Raw genomic sequence first — 16,496 nt, 5'->3', positions numbered from 1 at the left:
TGTTCGCGCACGCCGCAACGGGCCCCTGTCACGGGCGGTGGACAGGTGTCAACCACGCGTGACGATCGGCGCCGGATCCAGCGGCGCGATCGCCCGAGGAATGCGCGCGGGAAGGGGTGGAATGGCCATTGCTACAGGGTACAGAGTACAGAGTACAGAGTACAGGGACCGGCAACCCTGAAAGTACCAGGAGAACACGATCATGAGAAATCGACTCGCCACCACCTTCCTCGCGCTCACCGCGCTCGCTGCGATGGTGAACTGCACCTCTGTCAGCGGCGGCTCCGCGACAGGCACAGGCCCATCGCCGATCGCGTGCGATGGGCTCGACGAAGCCGCCTGTCTCCTGCGCGAAGACTGCGCTCCGCTCTACCGCGCGGGCTCGGACACCGCGTTCGTCAGGTGCGCGGACGGCGCCCTCACGTGCGATGTCGACGCGTGTGGTGAGCCGCCGCCCGCGGAATACTGGACATGCCCGGACGGAATCCGCATCTACCCTGCATGCACGCCGACGGACGGGGACTCCTGCGGCTGGGTTTTCCCGGCGTGCACTCCGGACGGGAGCGGCGTCTGCGACGTCGACACGTGTGGTGAGCCGCCGCCCCAGGAATACTGGACATGCCCGGACGGAACCCACATCTACCCTGCATGCACGCCGACGGACGGGGACTCCTGCGGCTGGGTCTGGGTTTTCCCGGCGTGCCCTCCGGACGGGAGCGGCGTCTGCGACGTCGACGCGTGTGGTGAGCCGCCGCCCGCGGAATACTGGACATGCCCGGACGGAACCCGCATCTACCCTGCATGCACGCCGACGGACGGGGACTCCTGCGGCTGGGTTTTCCCGGCGTGCCCTCCGGACGTGAGCTCGCGCTGATCGCGCTGCTCGCCGGCGCTCCAGCGCTCGTCGCGGGGTGCGCCGGGGCGACCGGTGAGGCGCCCCGCACGCCGCGGCCCGGCGTCCACGTCGCGCTCATGCCCACCGCATGGGCCACCGAGGCGAGCGTCGAGGGCGTCGACGGCGACAGCGCGATGGCGTCTGCGCTCGCGCGGCGCGGGGGCGCGCGGGTCTCGCTGCTCTCGGCGCGGCTGTCGCGCAGCCCCGGCTGCGCCGACGACGCCGCGTGCGTGCGGGAGACGGCCCACGCGCTCGGCGCCTCGAAGATCGTCCGGACCGAGCTCGCGGGGCTCGGCGCGACCGTGCTCGTGCGCGGCGCGATCGTCGACGTGGAGACACAGATGAGGGAGCAGCTCATGCAGGAGGTCGTGCACGACGCGGATCCGGCGCGGCTCCGCGCCGCGCTCGAGCGGCTGGGCGAGCGGCTCGCGAAGCCCTGGGCGCCCCTCCCGCCGGGGCCGCGCCGCGCCTGGTACGCGGAGCCGTGGCTCTGGGTCGGCGTAGCCGCCGCGGCGACGGCCGGCGCCGCGGCCGGGATCGGCGTCGCGCTGAGCAGCGGCGAGGGCGACCCCGACGTGGTGCTCACCCCGCCATGAGCCGGCGCCGGCGCGATCCTCCGGCGCGCGAGCCTGGGCAGGACGCCGCGAGGGGAGCCTCTCCCGCCCTCCGGCGCACGCTCGCGCTCGGCGCCGCCGGGCTCGCGCTCGGCGCGGCAGGGTGCGCGGAGCCGCCCGCGCTCGACCTGATGCTCGTGCCCGATCCGAACGTGAACACGACCGAGCAGCTCCTCGCGCACGTCCAGCAGGCCGTGCTCGTCGTCGACGCCGAGGAGGGCCTTTACGCCCCGGGCGAGGAGCGGTCGCGGGGCGGCGTGCAGGTGAAGAACGCCGACGTGGATGCGGCGCTCGAGCTCGTATTCACCCTCTCGATCGAGCGGGAGCGGCTCCCGATCATCCGCATCGAGCAGGGCAGTCTACCCGACGTCTCGCTCAATATCCGGGTGCTCGGCCTGCAGGCGAGCCCGGCGCCTGGCAGCTTCGTCGCGCGCGGCGAGCTGATGGGGGCGCGCTTCGCGGCGCCGCCGCCGATGATGACGGTGCCCTTCAACCTGCGGCCGGAGGTGAGGCCGCCTCGCGTCGAGCGCGTCTTGCCCGACGATGGAGGCGCCGCGCTCGGATGTGCCGTGCCTTCGCTCGTCATCTCCTTCTCGCGCCCCATCGACGAGGCGAGCCTGCGCGCGCCGGGCGCCGTCACGATCACGCCAGATCCAGGGCCGATCTCGGTGGCCATGGATCCGTCAGGGCTCGTCGCAAACATCGCCACGCCGAGGCTCGTGGGGGTCGACAGGCTCGCGTATCGCGTCACCATCGCCAGCGCGGTACGCGATCCGACAGGGCAGCCGCTCGATCAGGTCGCGGCAGAAGCGGGCGCGCAGGGGTATCTCGGCGACTTCTCCCTGTCCTGCGAGCCGCCCCCGACGGAGCCGACCGAGCCCCTGTGCGCGCCGGACTACGCGTGTCCCCTGGGCGCCGCGTGCGTCGGCGGGGTCTGCCTCCCCAGAGACTGCCCCGCGCCGTGCCCGGGAGGGCGCGTGTGCGATCGGCTGCGCGCCCTGTGCGTCGACGACTGTCGCGCCGACGCGCTCTTCTCGCCGTGCGCTCCGGAGCACCGCTGCGACGCCACGAGCGGGCTCTGCCGCTGACGGCGCACCCTCATCGCGCGAGCTCCGCGAGGAGGGCGTCGAGCTCGGCGTTCGTCGCCTCGTAGCGCCTGTCGAGGAACGACTGCAGCGCCGCCGCGGCGCGGCCCTCGGCGGCGCGCGTGTCGGCGCCGCGCGCGCGCGCGGCGCGGAGCAGGGCCCCCACCCGATCGAGCTTTCGGCGCAGGATCTCCTGATCGAGCCGCAGCCCGGCGGTGGTCGCGACGAACGTGTCGACCTCGGAGGCCGCCGCGGCGACGTCCCCCTCGGCGAGGGCAGCCTCGGCGCGCGCCGCGGAGGCGCGCAGGCCGGGCGGGAGGTCCGCGGCCTCGATCCCGCGCTTCGCGAGCGAGGCGCGGGCGGCGTCGAGCCGAGCGCGCAGCGCGGCCGCGCGCTCGTCGACCGGGGCGCCCTCCGGCCTGGCCGGTGGCGCAGCGAGGGCTTCGCCGGCTTCAGCGCGGGCGGGCAAGCCACCGTCGGCGGCAGACGGCGCGGAGGCGCCCCCGGAAGGCGCGGAGGCGGCTGCTGCCCCTCGGGCCGCCGGTGGGACGCCGCCGAGGGGCCATGACGCGCTCGGAAAGGACGCTTTCGCCCCGACATCCCCGGCCGCGGGCGCCGACGGGACCCCGGCAACGCTGCCTTCGCTCGCCGCCGTGGCGACCGGAGCGGTCCCAGCCGCGGGCGCGGACGGAACCTCGGCGGCCGTGCCTCCGCTCGCCGCCGTCGCGACCGGCGCGACCCGCATCGGGATCGCACGCGACGCCGCTCCGCCTGCGCGCAGCATGCGCTCTCCGGCCAGCGCGCCGGCGAGCAGCGTCGCGGCGAGCGCGGCGATGGCGGGCCACGCCGCGCGGGCGGGCTGCGGGCTCCCGGCGCGGAGCTGTCCCGTCTCGGAGGAGGGCGCGGCGCGCGGCGGCTCCGGCGGCGGCGCCGGGGCAGGGTCGGGCGCGCAGGGCGCCGGTCCGGGCAGGGCAAGGGCCTGCGCGCCGCGGGCCAGCCAGGCCCGCTCGTCGCCCCGGAGCTCGGTCTCGAGCAGCGGGGCGAGCGCGCCGCGGAAGGCGGCGGCGGTCGGGAATCGTTCCTCGGGGAAGCGCGCCAGCGCGCGGGCGAGCACAGGGTCGAGGCGCGGGTCGCCGCCGAGCGACGAGGGCGACCGGCGCGGCGGATTTTCCGCTGCGCGCAGCAGCGAGAGCTCGTCGGCTGCGTCGAGCCAAGGCCGGCCGGTCACGAGCTCCCAGAGGAGGATCCCAGCGGCATACAGATCCGCGCGCGCGTCCACGCTCGATCCGGTCACCTGCTCGGGCGCGAGATACGCGAGCTTGCCCTTGATGACACCGGTCCGCGTGCGCGCGTCCCGGAGGCGCGAGCGCGCGATGCCGAAGTCGCCGAGCTTGACGGCCCCATCGCGCGAGACGAGGAGGTTCTCCGGCGTGACGTCGCGGTGCACGATCCCGAGCGGGCGGCCCGCCGCGTCCGTGGCGCCGTGCACGAACGCGAGCACGTCGAGGAGCGTCGCGGTGACATGCAGCGCGACGCCGAGCGGCACGGCCTCCCCGGCGCGGCGGGCGGCGGCGAGGATCTCGGCGAGCGTTGCCCCTTCGACGTGCTCGAGGACGATCCATCCACCCGCCGCGTCCTCGCCGTACTCCAGCGTACGGACGAGGGCCGGATGGACCGGCGTCGCGAGCGCGCGCCCGAGCTCTGCCTCGTGCACGAAGGCGCGGACGAGCTCGGGATCGCCCCGGTGCTGAGGCAGCATCCGCTTCAGCACCGCGCGGGAGGCCCGCTCGCCGCGCACGAGGAACACCTCGGCCATCCCGCCCACGGCGATGCGGCGCACGATGAGCCAGCCGGGGGCGGCGGGGACATGGAGGTCGCCCTCGGCGGCCGGCTCACTCGACCCGGAGGCCATGCTTCTGCATCAGCCGATAGCACGACTGGCGGGAGAGCCCGGCGAGCCGCGCGGCCTCGGAGATATTGCCCTGCGCCCGCGCGAGGAGGTGCTCGAGGTAAGCTTGCTCGAAGCGCTCGGTCCATGTGCGCTTCGCCTCGTGGAACGGCTCGCCGACGGGGATCGGCAGGCCGCCGAGCTCGGCGCCGCCCGGAGCCCCGCTCGAGGTGCCGAGCAACGACGCCGCCGGGACCCCTGGGAGCGTCAGGAACCGCTCGACGACGTTGCGCAGCTCGCGCACGTTGCCCGGCCATGTGTGGCTCGCGAGCAGCTCGAGCATGGACCTGGGCAGATCGATCGGGGCGCCCGGCGCGAGCTTGCCGAGGAAGTGGCTGACGAGCCGCGGGATCTCTTCCTTTCGCTCTCGAAGCGGCGGGAGGCGGACCGTCACGACAGAGAGCCGGAAATAGAGATCTTGCCGGAAGCGCCCGGCGCGGACCTCGGCCTCGAGGAGCCGGTGCGTGCAGGCGATGTACCGGACGTCGATGTGCCGCGGCCTCGGCTCGCCGAGGCGGCAGACGGTGCGCGCCTCGAGCGCGCGGAGCAGCTTCGGCTGGAGCTCGAGCGGGAGCTCGCCGATCTCGTCGAGGACGAGCGTGCCGCCGTGCGCCGCCTCGAAGAGGCCCTCACGGGCCTCGGTGGCGCCGGTGAACGCCCCGCGCGCGTGGCCGAAGAGCTGCGCCTCCAGCAGCGTCGGGCTGGCCGCGCCGCAGTCGAGGATCACGAACGGCCCATCGCGCCGCGGAGAACGCTCGTGGATGGCGCGCGCGGCGAGCTCCTTGCCCGTGCCCGAATCGCCGAGCACGAGCACCGTCGCGTCGCTGCGGGCCGCGCCCTCGAGGATCGCGAAGGCGGCGCGCATCGGCGGGCTGTGGCCGAGGAGATCGCCGAAGTTCATGGCACGCGAGAGCGGGAGCTCCCGCGCCCCCTCCTCGAGGGTGAAGGAGAGGCGCGTCTCTCCGGCGCGGATCTCCGTGGCCTCGCCGAGCCAGACTTCGCCGGTGCGCCGGCCGTCGACGAACGTCCCGTTCGTGCTCCCGAGATCGCGCAAGCGGAAGCCGAGGGGCGTGGCAGCGATCTCGAGGTGGCGCGCGCTCACCGCAGGATCCGCGAGCGTGAGATCGACGTCATCGCCCGCGCCGACGACCACCGGCGCAGCCTCGACGGCGATCGTGTGGCCCGCGCTCGGCCCGTCCACGGCCGTGAGGCGGCCGCGGGGGACGACGAGCCGCGGACCGCCTGCCACCTCGATCACGCGGGTGCCGCGGGCCTCCGGTTGTACGCTGCGCTTCGACACAAGGGCCTGACCGTAGCGTACCACAGGCCCATCGGCGCTCGATCGTCGTGCCTGGCGAGGCCCGTAGACGACGAGAAAGTGCAGCATCTGCAAAGCAAGCGCCTTCCTGAGCGTCGTGGGACGCGCCTTGCGAAAGTAGGGCTAGAAAAGCCGAACCACTCAGCCGGAGGGCGCGCGGGTCTTGCGCGAGCTCGTCGGCCATACCAAGAGCCGCTCCCACGCGCCATCGCGCCGGGCCGAGCGCCGATCTATTGACACGCAGAAAGCTGTCGCGTTCCCTACGCTCCGGCCCAACGCGGCACCCGCAGCCTGCTCGCACGGCGAGACGCCGGGCACACGTGGAGGCTCGTCCCAGCTCAAGGGTCGCGCGCCCGTGCACGCCGCGCTCAGATCGAGATCGAGATCGCGTCGATCGAGAAGGAGATCGAGGCGCCGCAGGGAGGTGTGTCCAAGAAAGACGGCCAGTGGGTCCTGAACCTCAGTGGTACTTACAAGTTCAAACTGAATGGGCTACCGACGACTCCAGGAAAGAAGATCATCGTGCGCGCGAAGGACGATAAGGGGTTCTCCCACCCGTCGATCGAGCTCGACGTGCAACCCGCCGTACCGCGCGCTCTCTGATCCGGAGCCCGCGCGCCCGGCTGCCGTCCCTTTGCCGCTGCAGGCCGATGTCTATCCCGGCGGGCGCCGCGGGTCCCTCGCCGGCGGACGCCGCGAGCCGGCGCACGGCCACGCCCGAGCCCCGCTCGGCGGAAAATCAGACGGAAGCTATCGAATTCGCTGAGCTTTCTCCCGGTCCCTTCTCGCTGCCGCAGAAATCCTGGCGGGGTTTCTGACGCGCGGAGCTAGCACTCCGGCAGGTGGACCCCGACCTCCAGCGGGACCTCGACCACGTTCACCGCGAGGCCGCCGCGCGACGTCTCCTTGTACTTCGACTCCATGTCCGCGCCCGTGTCGCGCATCGTCTTGATCACCTTGTCGAGGCTCACGAAGTGCGCGCCGTCGCCGTGCAGCGCCAGGCGCGCGGCGCTGATCGCCTTGATCGCGGCCATCGCGTTGCGCTCGATGCACGGCACCTGGACGAGCCCGCCCACCGGATCGCACGTGAGCCCGAGGTTGTGCTCCATCGCGATCTCGGCCGCGTTCTCCGCCTGCGCCGGCGTGCCGCCCAGCCCCTCGGCCAGCGCGCCCGCGGCCATCGAGCACGCGGAGCCCACCTCGCCCTGACACCCCACCTCCGCGCCGCTGATCGACGCGTTCTCCTTGTAGAGAAGGCCAATCGCGCCCGCCGTCAGCAGGAACCGGACGACCCCCTCGTCCGTCGACGTCGGCACGAAGCGCCGGTAATAGTGCAGGACCGCCGGGATGATCCCCGCCGCGCCGTTGGTCGGCGCCGTCACGACGCGGCCCCCGGCGGCGTTCTCCTCGCTCACCGCGAGGGCGTAGAGGCTCACCCAGTCCATCGCCGTCAGCGGATCCCGCAGGCCCGCCTCGGGGCTCTCGATGAGCTTGCGATACAGGGCCGGCGCGCGGCGCGTCACCTTGAGGCCGCCCGGCAACACGCCCTCTGTCCGGAAGCCGCGCCGCACGCACTCCTGCATCACCCCCCAGATCCGCAGGAGCCCCGCCCGGATCTCCGCCTCGGGACGGAAGACCTTCTCGTTCTCCAGCATGATCTGGCTGATCGACAGGCCGCCCGCCGCGCACGCCGCGAGCAGCTCCGCGGCGCTGTGAAACGGATACGGGAGCGGCGTCGCGTCCTGCTCGATCGGACTCTCCCCCTTCGCCGCGGCCTCGTTCACCACGAAGCCGCCGCCCACCGAGTAATACACGCGCGCGCGCAGCGGTTCGCCGCCCGGGTCCAGCGCCGTGAAGCGCATGCCGTTCGGATGAAATGGCAAGCTGCGGTGCAGGAAGGCCAGATGCCCCTTCACCTCGAAGCCGATCTCGTGCCGGGCGAGCAGCGACAGCCGGCCGCTCTGCCGCACGCCCTCGACGATCTCGCCCGCGCGCTCGACATCCACGCCGTCCGGCGTCTCGCCCATGAGCCCGAGGATCACGGCCTTGTCGCTGCCGTGGCCGCGGCCCGTGGCGCCGAGCGAGCCGAACAGCTCCACCCGGACCGCCGCGGTGCGGGCGAGCAGCCCCGACGCATCGAGATCCACCGCGAACATGCGCGCCGCGCGCATCGGCCCGACCGTGTGCGAGCTGCTCGGCCCGATGCCGATCTTGAAGAGGTCGAAAATGGTGACTGCCATGGATGCTGGAACGCCGGAGAGCCCTCGCCGGAGGGCCTGTCGACGCCCGCGGACACTACGGGATGGCGACGGTCACCGCCACTGTCGCGCCAGCGCGGCGCAGGGCAGCACACGGAACTCAGCGACGGCGAGCGGGCGCAGGCCGGCGCGCCCGAGGAGCTCCGGGAGAAAACGCCCGGCGCGCCCGACACCCGCCGGCGTGGCGCCCCCGTCCCGGTGGTATACTCGGCCCGTCTTCCCTCACTTCCCTCACCCTCCGAGATGGGACCCCCATGCGCCATGTCCCGGCCCTGCTCCTCGCCGCCTCCCTGCTCGCCCCCGCCGCCGCGCGGGGCGACGGCCCGGCCCCCGCGCCCTCGCCAGCACAGGGCGCGCAGGCCAGGCCGCCGGCGCTGGAGGTGACGATCGACCGGTCCAAGGTGGACCTCAAGGGACGCCAGATCGAGGTCAAGCTGTCGCGCGCCGCCGCCAAGGTGCGCATCAAGGTCGTCGGCCAGTCGGGCGCCGTCCTCGCCGAGGAGGAGAAGCCGTTCGGCGGGGCCGCCGCCGGCACGCCGCTCGCCGTGACCTGGACGCCCTCGAGCGACGAGACCGTCGCGCGCATCGAGGTGTACGGCCACGACACCCAGGGCTACTGGGCAGGGGTCGCGATCATCCCATGGAACGTGAGCATCCCCCACGAAGAGGTGCAGTTCGAGACCAACTCCGACGTCCTCCGGGCGCCCGAGGTGCCCAAGCTGGAGGCGAGCCTCCAGAAGATCTCGGAGATCGTCGCGAAGACGAGCGAGCTCGGCAAGATCACCCTGTTCATCGCCGGCCACACGGACACGGTGGGCAGCGTGGAGCACAACCTCGCCCTGTCGCGGCGGCGCGCCCGCGCGATCGCCGCCTGGTTCAAGGGCCGCGGCCTGAAGGTCCCGGTGGCCTTCGAGGGGCTCGGCGAGTCGGCGCCGCTCGTGAAGACAGCGGACCAGACGGACGAGCCGCGCAACCGCCGCGTCGACTACATCCTGTCGATCGAGCCGCCTCGGCTGCCGTCGAGCGAGGCGTCCTGGAAGGCGCTCTGAGGCGAGCGGGCTCCTGATGAAGACCACCGTTCTCGCCGTGGGGACCCGGGGCGACGTCCAGCCCGCCATCGCGCTCGGCAAGGCGCTCTCCGCCCGCGGCCACGCCGTCCGCGTCCTCGCCGGCAAGAGCTTCCACGGCTGGATCGAGGCGCACGGGCTCAAGGCGATCTCGGCCAGCGTCGACACGATCGACATCATGGAGAGCGACCTCGGCAAGGCGTGGGTGTCGCGCGGCACCGATCCCCTGGCCCAGCCGCGGATCCTGCAGCAGATCATCGATCGCTTCGGCGCGGCGATGGCCGAGGACGCCCTGCGCGCCTGCGAGGGCGCCGAGCTCATCCTGAGCAGCTTCACCTCGGACTCGTACGCGGCGTCGATCGCCGAGGCGTCCGGCGCGGTGCAGATCAGCATGCCGCTCCAGCCCTCGATCCTGGCCACGCGCCACGGGCCGACCGCGGTCGTCGCCCCCGTCCCGCGCCGCGACAGCCTGCTCAACCTCCTCGTCGGCAAGCTCCTGATCGAGCCGACGGTGTGGCGCTGGTACGGCGGCGTCACAAACCGCGTGCGCAAGCAGCTCGGCCTGCCGCCGCAGGACCGGCGGGGGTACCTGGCCGCGCTGCGCCGCATGCTTGTCGTCCACGGCTACAGCGCCCACGTCGTCCCGCACCCGCCGGACTGGCCGCCGAGCTTCCACACGACGGGCTACTGGTTCCTCGACGAGGGCGGAGGGTACCGGCCGCCCGAGGCGCTCGAGCGGTTCCTCGCGGCGGGCGAGCCGCCGGTCGCCCTCGGCTTCGGCAGCATGACGTCCCACGATCCCGGCGCCACGACCCGGCTCCTCGTCGACGCGGTCGTGCGGAGCGGCCGGCGCGCGGTCCTGCTCTCGGGCTGGGCCGGGCTCGGCGACACAGCGCTGCCCGACTCGATGCTGCGGATCGACGCCGTGCCGCACGACTGGCTCTATCCGCGCGTGGCCGCCGCGGTGATCCACGGGGGCGCCGGCACCGTGGCCGCGTGCCTGCGCGCCGGGCGGCCCTCGGTGGTCGTCCCGCACCTCGGGGACCAGCTCTTCTGGGGGCGGCGCGTCGAGGAGCTCGGCGTCGGCCCGCGCGCCATCCCGCGGCCGCGCCTCACCGCCGAGTCGCTCGCGACCGCGATCCACGCCGCCGCGACCGACCCCGGCATGCAGCAGCGCGCCGAGGAGCTCGGCCGCAAGATCCGCGGCGAGGACGGCGTGGCGACGGCGATCGGCCACATCGAGCGGCACCTCGCGGCGCGGGCGTGACGTACGCGTCGTGCTCGGCGAGGCGCTCGCCGAGCACGACCGCATCTGCGTCTCTTCATCCTATCTGACCCCGACACCCCCGGCTTGCCCCCCGGAGGCCCGGCAGCGCAAGGGAGTCGGCGATGGGCGCTGGAGCGCCCGTGAGCGCCTCGCCGGCCCGGACACCGAGCATCGGCCGCCCACGGCGTGTCCGGGCACACAGTCGCACCTGGATGGAATAATTCACAGGGATTTTACGTCCTGCGCGCCCGATGCGGCTCTCCGAAGTATGTGCTCCCCCGGATCTCGGCTAGCCTGGGGCCCATGGCGGCGGCTCCCGTGGCGATAGGTGATGTGCTGGCGGGCAAATACCGCGTGGAGCAGGTCGTCGGAGCAGGCGCGATGGGCACGATCGTCGCCGCGTGGCACATGGAGCTCGATCAGCGCGTCGCGATGAAGTTCCTGCACGCGCCCGGCGTCGAGGGCGGCGACCCGGCGGAGCGGTTCCGGCGCGAGGCGCGCGCGCTGGCCAAGATCAAGAGCGAGCACGTGGCGCGCGTCCTGGATGTCGGCTCGCTGCAGGACGGAATGCCCTACATGGTGATGGAGTTCCTGGACGGGAACAACCTCTCCGAGGAGATCCGCGGGCGAGGTCCGCTGCCCGTGGTGGAGGCGGTCGCGTACATCCTCCAGGCGATCGAGGTCATGGCCGAGGCGCACGCCGCGGGCATCGTGCACCGCGATCTCAAGCCGGCCAACCTGTTCCTCGCGCGCCGGCCCGACGGCGGGCGGATCCTCAAGGTCCTCGACTTCGGTATCTCCAAGTCGCTGCTCGGCGGCTCGCGCGACGAGCTGGCCCTGACCAAGACAGCGTCCCTCCTCGGGTCCCCGCTCTACATGTCCCCGGAGCAGGTGCGCTGTGCCAAGGACGTGGACGCGCGCACCGACATCTGGGCTCTCGGCGTCATCGTGTACGAGATGCTGACCGGGCGGACTCCCTACAACGGCGACTCCGTGCCGCAGCTCTTCGCGTCCCTGCTCCACGAGGTGCCCCCCACGATGGCCCAGCTCCGCCCCGACATCCCGCGCGAGCTGGATACGGTGGTGATGCACTGCCTTGCCAAGGAACCCGAGCACCGGTGGAGGAACGTCGGTGATCTGGCGTATGCGCTCCTCGGGTTCGGTCCACCCGGGGGCCACGTGCACGTCGAGCGCGCGCGCCGCGTGCTCGGGCTCTCGGACACCGGGCTGCCGCGGCTCAGCCAGCCCGGCGTGACGTTCGGCCCGCCCGGCGCGCCGTTCGGCCCGCCCGGCGCGCTGACCGGAGGCGCGCAGCCCGGGGCGCGCCTGTCGGTGCCGCACGGCGCGCCGTCGCACGCGGCGTCCGTGGAGATGGGTCCCACGGTGAGCTCGTGGAGCCAGGCGGGCCAGCCGCCGCAAGCAGGGCGCAAGAGCGCGTTCGTCGGCCTGGCCCTCGCGTCCGTCGCCGCCCTCGCCGCCGGCGCCGCGATCTCGCTCGGCGCGGTGCTCTTCCTGCGCTCCGGGGGTCCAGCCGGCGACGGACAGGCCTCCGCGCCCGCGGCGACGCTGCCGCCGGAGACCGCAGCGCCGGAGCAGGCACGCGAAGCGCCGGAGCCAGCGCGCGAAGGGCCGGAGCCAGCGCGCGAAGGGCCGGAGCCAGCGCGCGAAGGGCCGGAGCCAGCGCGCGAAGCCGCTCCCGCCGCCGCGCCCGAGGCGGCCCCCCCCGCGCCGGAGCCGCCCGCGCCTGCCAGCGGCGGCCTGGCCGCGCCACCGCCGGCGGCGTCCTCCAGCGCGCCTGCGCCTGCCGCCGCCCCGCCGGCGAGCGCCGTGACCCGGCCCGCCGAGCGCCCGAAGCCAGACCCGGGAGCGCGCCCGGAGCCGCGTCGGAGCAACGAGATCAGCGACTTCGGCGGGCGGCGCTGAGCGCGGCGCCCGCGTCCACCGGACAGCCGCCCTCGGGCCCTGTCACGGACAGCTTGGAGGAGAGTACAGGACGAATGAGATGGCATCAGCGAAGCATCGCACTCCCCGCCTGCCTGGGTCTGTGCGCGGCGTTGTTCTCCGGGGCGCTCCCCGCGCGGGCGGAGCCGAGCGCCTCCGAGAAGGCGACGGCGGAGGCGCTCTTCGACGCGGCGCTCGATCTGATGAAGGAGGGCCGCAGCGCGGAGGCGTGCCCGAGGCTGGAGCAGAGCCACCGCATCGACCCGGGGATCGGCACGCTCCTCTACCTGGCCGAGTGCTACGAGAACACAGGCCGCACGGCGAGCGCCTGGGCCACGTTCCGCCAGGCCACGTCGGAGTCGAAGGCCGCAGGGCAGGCCGATCGCGCCCGCAAGGCGCAGGCGAGGGCGGCCCGGCTGGAGCCGAGCCTGTCCAAGCTGAGCATCAGCGTCGCGCCGGAGAACACGTCAATCCAGGGGTTCTCGGTGCGCTCCTCCGGAAAGCCCGTCGAACAGGCGGTCTTCGGCATCGCGATCCCGGTGGATCCGGGCGAGATCACGATCGAGGCGAGCGCGCCGGGGCATGAGGCCTGGACGACGACCGTGAAGCTGGGGAGCAACAAGGCCGCGGCGAACGTCGATGTGCCGCCGCTCAAGCGGGTCGAGGGACCGCCGCCCACCCCGATCGAGCCGCCGCCCAGCGAGGCGAGTGGCCCTGCGCCGGCGCCCGCGCGCGGCGCGCCGGCGGCACCGGCGCCGGCGGCGGGGTCGTCGGGCGACACGATGCGCCTGATCGGCCTCGTCGTGGGCGGCGCGGGCGTCGTCGGGCTCGGCGTCGGGACGTTCTTCGGCGTGAAGGCCATCTCGAAGAACGGCGACGCGGAGGACTACTGCAAGGGCGGCAGCACGTGCGAGGATCCGCGCGGCGTCACGCTGACCGAGGAGGCCAGCGGCGCCGCCACCGTCTCGAACATCGCGTTCGGGCTCGGGGCGGCCGCGGTCGTCGGCGGCGCCGTGCTGGCGTTCGTCGTGGCGCCGACGCGGTCGTCGCGCGTTCAGGTGGGGCCGATCGTGGACGCGCGCAACGTCGGGCTGCGCGTCGGAGGGACCTTCGAATGAGGCGCACCTTCACGACCGGGGTCCTGTCGCTCGTCCTGCTCACCCCGCCGGCGCTCTTCGGCTGGCTCGGCTGCCACGCCATCGCCGGCATCGAGGACCGCACCTACGTTCCACCGGAGGACCAGGTGGAGCCTGCCCCCGTGAGCGAGGCGTGCGCGTCGTACTGCGCCGACGTGATGGCGAACTGCACGGGCGAGCATCAGGCCTACTCCACGCTGGACACCTGCCACGGCGTGTGCGCGGCGCTCCCGCCGGGCGATCCCCTGGAGCCGGTGGACAACACGCTCGCCTGCCGCGCCCGCCAGGCGGGTCTGGCGGGGCTCACCGGCGAGCCCGCGGCGCACTGTCCGGCGGCGGGCCCGGGCGGCAACGGGGTCTGCGGGAGCAACTGCGAGAGCTACTGCACGCTGCAGGCGGCGGCGTGCTCGCCCGAGCTCGACACGCACGAGGCGTGCATCGCCAAGTGCGCGGGGCTCCCGGACGCCGAGGGGTTTGACGTCATCGCGAACCACGAGGGCGACACGCTGCAGTGCCGCCTCGTGCACGTGAGCTCCGCGACGGTCGACCCCGACGAGCACTGCGTTCATGCGAGCCTGATGCCGGTGGAGCCGTGCGCCGAGCCGGCAGGGACGGAGCCGACCTGCGAGGGCTACTGCCAGGTCGTCATGATCTCGTGCGAGGGCGACCTGGCCGTCTACGAGTCCACCGAGCAGTGCCTCGCCGTCTGTGCGGCGCTCCCGCCCGGCGGCACGGAGCACCGGACCGAGAACACCGTGGGCTGCCGCCAGTACCACGCCTACAGCGCCATGCTGGCTCCGGACACCCACTGCGGGCACGCTGGCCCGGGCGGCGACGGCCATTGCGGGACCGACAGCGACGCCACGACCACGGGCAACTGCGCGTCGTACTGCACGCTGCTCGAGGCGGCCTGCAATGACGCCTTCTACGAGCTGTTCGGCGGGGACCGGGCCGTGTGCGAGGGCGAGTGCGGCGCGGTGTCGGGAGCGGGCCACGACTCCGGCTACGCCGTCGCGAGCGCCGACGGCGACACGCTCGCCTGCCGGCTGCTCCATGTCAGCCGCGCGTTCGCGGATCCGAGCATGTGCGCCGCGGCGGTCGGCGACGCCCCCTGCCAGTGACGGACGGCGGCGATCGCCGCGTCGACGACTGCCTCAGCGGAGACTCAGAATCTGCCCCCCAGCGCGACACGGACCGTCGCGAGCTTGCCCTGCTCCAGACCGAACCCGAGCGGCTCGTCCAGCGCCACGAGCAGCCCGGCCCGGAAGTACAGGCCCGACGTGGGCGGCTCCACCCCGACGAAGGGCTCGGCCGCGAGCTGGAGCTTGTCGGTCTCCATGAGCGGGAACGCGGCCTGGAGCCGCGCGCCGACCCCGAACCCGCCCACGCTGCGCAGCTCCGCCTCGTTGCTCTGCTCGATGAGGAGCTCCGTGTCGCCGCTGTCCGTCGGGATGGCCAGCATCGTCACGAGATCGCTCCGCACATAGAACGCCTCGATCGGGCGCAGCTCGATGCCGCCGCGGGCCCGCAGCGGGACGTGCTCCAGGAGCGCTCGCTGCGAGTCGAAGTACCCCCGCACGGCCAGCGCCGCCGCCGCGGCCGCCTTCGTGTCGTCGGACGGATCCTGCGTGATGGGGATGGAGGCCGAGAGCCCGCCGATGAGCATCATCATGGGGAGAATGCTCGCGGAGTAGTGGAGTCCTATCGAGGGATTGCCGAAGAAGAACCCCGCGAGCTCCGGCGCGACGGTCGCCGCGTCGTGCTCCGCCGGGCCGGGCGCGCTCGCCTGGGTGCTCCCGTACGCAAAAGGCAGCTCGGCGTCGAGGTGGAGCCCCGCGACGAGCTGGATCTGGGCGACCACCGCGAAGGACGCCACGAAGGAGCTCCCCTCCACGCCGCCGCTCGTCCCGTCGCCGCTCGCGGTCTCCCGGCCGGGGAGGTTCGCCTCGATGGTGCGGGTGAGCACGTCCGCCTCCATGCCGAGACGGAAGCCATGGGACTTCGCCCACTGCCCTTCCGCGACGGTCTCCGCCGCGAGCGCCGGCGCGGTGAGCGAGAGCACGAGAGAGAGGGCGGCGAGGGACGATGCAGGCTGGCGCATGCGGATAGGGTATCGATTTTTCCGGACCGGGGCCATCCAGCGGGACCATGGAACAGGCAGCCCAGAGGAGGGCACGACCCGGGCGCCGGCTCCTCTGCAGACTCCGTGGGTGCATGGTTCGAGCAAGAGCATAATGACTTGCCGCAGCGCGAAACCAGAATTCAACGCCAAGGCGGCAAGGCCACGATGCACCTCGATCGCCGCGTCGACGGCGATCCTGGCCAGCTCATTCTCTCCCTCTCTGTCGTTCTGCGCCTTTGCGCCATTGCGCCTTGGCGCCGTCGTTCGGATTGCCGTTGACGTTCGAAACGAGGTAGCGGTCGTTCTACAGGGGGTTCCCCTCGTCGTCCCATGTGGAGAATCCGGGCGCGTCCGGGCGAGGAGCCTTCACCACGCAGAAGCGCTGGCCGGTCGGCGCGTCGAGCACCCACCACGTCCCGGCCTGCGTGACCCGCTTGGCGCCGAGCCGCTCGAGGCGGCGCACCTCGGCCTCGATGTCGTCGGTCTCGATGTCGAGGTGCACGCGGCTCCCGTGCTTCACGCCCTGCACCTCGACCACGAGATCGCGCTCCGCGGCGTCCAGGCGGACGTAGGCCTCGCCGTCGCGGCCACGCGATCGCATCCCGAGCGCCGCGCTCCAGAAGCTCGCGGCGCCGTCGAGATCGTCGGTACGGCAGTCGATGATGAACCCGGCCAGGCGGCTCTTGTGCATGCGCTCCTTTACCACGGCGAGGAGGCGACGCGAGGGCGTCGGACCTCCCCCTCGCCGGGCCCGGCGAAGGCCGTTGCGCGCTGCGTGGCCCTTTTGTCCTGGCGGCGCGGGTCCGGGAACGCACGATCCGAGCGCTTCGATCCGGGGTATCTGC

14 protein-coding genes are annotated in these 16,496 nt (G+C 73.4%); 9 read left to right on the top strand and 5 right to left on the bottom strand.

Features of this window, described 5'->3' with window-relative positions:
* The first annotated feature begins 202 nt into the window (after nucleotides 1–202).
* The 3 genes from WME75_RS09565 to WME75_RS09555 are packed head-to-tail and all read left to right on the top strand — an operon-like array spanning nucleotide 203 to nucleotide 2,597.
* On the top strand, nucleotides 203–874 hold the full coding sequence (locus WME75_RS09565) for a hypothetical protein (protein WP_437488836.1): 672 nt from the start codon (nucleotides 203–205) through the stop codon (nucleotides 872–874).
* Complete coding sequence (locus WME75_RS09560; protein ID WP_437488833.1) at nucleotides 847–1,491, top strand: hypothetical protein; 645 nt, start codon at nucleotides 847–849, stop codon at nucleotides 1,489–1,491. The genes WME75_RS09565 and WME75_RS09560 overlap by 28 nt, the downstream gene beginning before the upstream one ends.
* Nucleotides 1,488–2,597: an Ig-like domain-containing protein gene (locus tag WME75_RS09555; protein ID WP_437488830.1), complete on the top strand. Its 1,110-nt coding sequence runs from the start codon at nucleotides 1,488–1,490 to the stop codon at nucleotides 2,595–2,597. Before WME75_RS09560 ends, WME75_RS09555 begins: the two co-directional genes overlap by 4 nt.
* Nucleotides 2,598–2,607: 10 nt before the next feature.
* Here the strand turns inward: WME75_RS09555 and WME75_RS09550 are convergent, their stop codons facing one another.
* Both WME75_RS09550 and WME75_RS09545 read right to left on the bottom strand, forming a co-directional pair.
* Complete coding sequence (locus WME75_RS09550) at nucleotides 2,608–4,506, bottom strand: protein kinase domain-containing protein (protein ID WP_437488827.1); 1,899 nt, start codon at nucleotides 4,504–4,506, stop codon at nucleotides 2,608–2,610.
* Entirely contained in the window at nucleotides 4,487–5,929 is a 1,443-nt protein-coding gene (locus WME75_RS09545; RefSeq protein WP_437488824.1) for a sigma 54-interacting transcriptional regulator, read from the bottom strand. The genes WME75_RS09550 and WME75_RS09545 overlap by 20 nt, the downstream gene beginning before the upstream one ends.
* 357 nt (nucleotides 5,930–6,286) lie before the next feature.
* Here WME75_RS09545 and WME75_RS09540 point away from each other — a divergent pair, with 357 nt between their 5' ends.
* Complete coding sequence (locus tag WME75_RS09540) at nucleotides 6,287–6,463, top strand: hypothetical protein (protein ID WP_437488821.1); 177 nt, start codon at nucleotides 6,287–6,289, stop codon at nucleotides 6,461–6,463.
* Between the two features lie 224 nt (nucleotides 6,464–6,687).
* Here the strand turns inward: WME75_RS09540 and WME75_RS09535 are convergent, their stop codons facing one another.
* On the bottom strand, nucleotides 6,688–8,100 hold the full coding sequence (locus tag WME75_RS09535) for an L-serine ammonia-lyase (RefSeq protein WP_437488819.1): 1,413 nt from the start codon (nucleotides 8,098–8,100) through the stop codon (nucleotides 6,688–6,690).
* 272 nt (nucleotides 8,101–8,372) lie between these two features.
* Between WME75_RS09535 and WME75_RS09530 the strand changes: the two genes are divergently transcribed.
* The 5 genes from WME75_RS09530 (at nucleotide 8,373) to WME75_RS09510 (ending at nucleotide 14,650) form a co-directional block, all read left to right on the top strand.
* Nucleotides 8,373–9,167 (top strand): OmpA family protein, encoded by a 795-nt coding sequence (locus tag WME75_RS09530; RefSeq protein WP_437488816.1) that lies wholly within the window; start codon nucleotides 8,373–8,375, stop codon nucleotides 9,165–9,167.
* A 16-nt stretch (nucleotides 9,168–9,183) separates the two neighbouring features.
* Nucleotides 9,184–10,452 carry a glycosyltransferase gene (locus WME75_RS09525; RefSeq protein WP_437488813.1) on the top strand — a complete coding sequence of 423 codons (1,269 nt, stop codon included), beginning with the start codon at nucleotides 9,184–9,186 and terminating at the stop codon, nucleotides 10,450–10,452.
* A 303-nt stretch (nucleotides 10,453–10,755) separates the two neighbouring features.
* The gene (locus WME75_RS09520; RefSeq protein ID WP_437488810.1) at nucleotides 10,756–12,375 is read left to right on the top strand and encodes a protein kinase domain-containing protein; all 1,620 of its coding nucleotides are present in this window, start codon (nucleotides 10,756–10,758) and stop codon (nucleotides 12,373–12,375) included.
* A 131-nt stretch (nucleotides 12,376–12,506) separates the two neighbouring features.
* Complete coding sequence (locus WME75_RS09515; RefSeq protein ID WP_437488807.1) at nucleotides 12,507–13,511, top strand: hypothetical protein; 1,005 nt, start codon at nucleotides 12,507–12,509, stop codon at nucleotides 13,509–13,511.
* Nucleotides 13,508–14,650, top strand: a complete 1,143-nt coding sequence (locus WME75_RS09510; RefSeq protein ID WP_437488805.1) for a hypothetical protein — start codon at nucleotides 13,508–13,510, stop codon at nucleotides 14,648–14,650. Before WME75_RS09515 ends, WME75_RS09510 begins: the two co-directional genes overlap by 4 nt.
* A gap of 44 nt (nucleotides 14,651–14,694) precedes the next feature.
* On the opposite strand, the gene WME75_RS09505 is transcribed toward WME75_RS09510, so the two are convergent.
* Nucleotides 14,695–15,630: a hypothetical protein gene (locus tag WME75_RS09505; protein WP_437488802.1), complete on the bottom strand. Its 936-nt coding sequence runs from the start codon at nucleotides 15,628–15,630 to the stop codon at nucleotides 14,695–14,697.
* 325 nt (nucleotides 15,631–15,955) lie between these two features.
* A complete protein-coding gene (locus tag WME75_RS09500) occupies nucleotides 15,956–16,342 on the bottom strand; it encodes a VOC family protein (protein ID WP_437488799.1) in 387 nt (128 codons plus the stop codon).
* Nucleotides 16,343–16,496 lie beyond the last annotated feature (154 nt).

The organism is Sorangium sp. So ce1014 (assembly GCF_051521505.1).
Lineage (GTDB): Bacteria > Myxococcota_A > Polyangia > Polyangiales > Polyangiaceae > Sorangium.
This window is presented reverse-complemented; position numbering and strand designations above follow the sequence as displayed.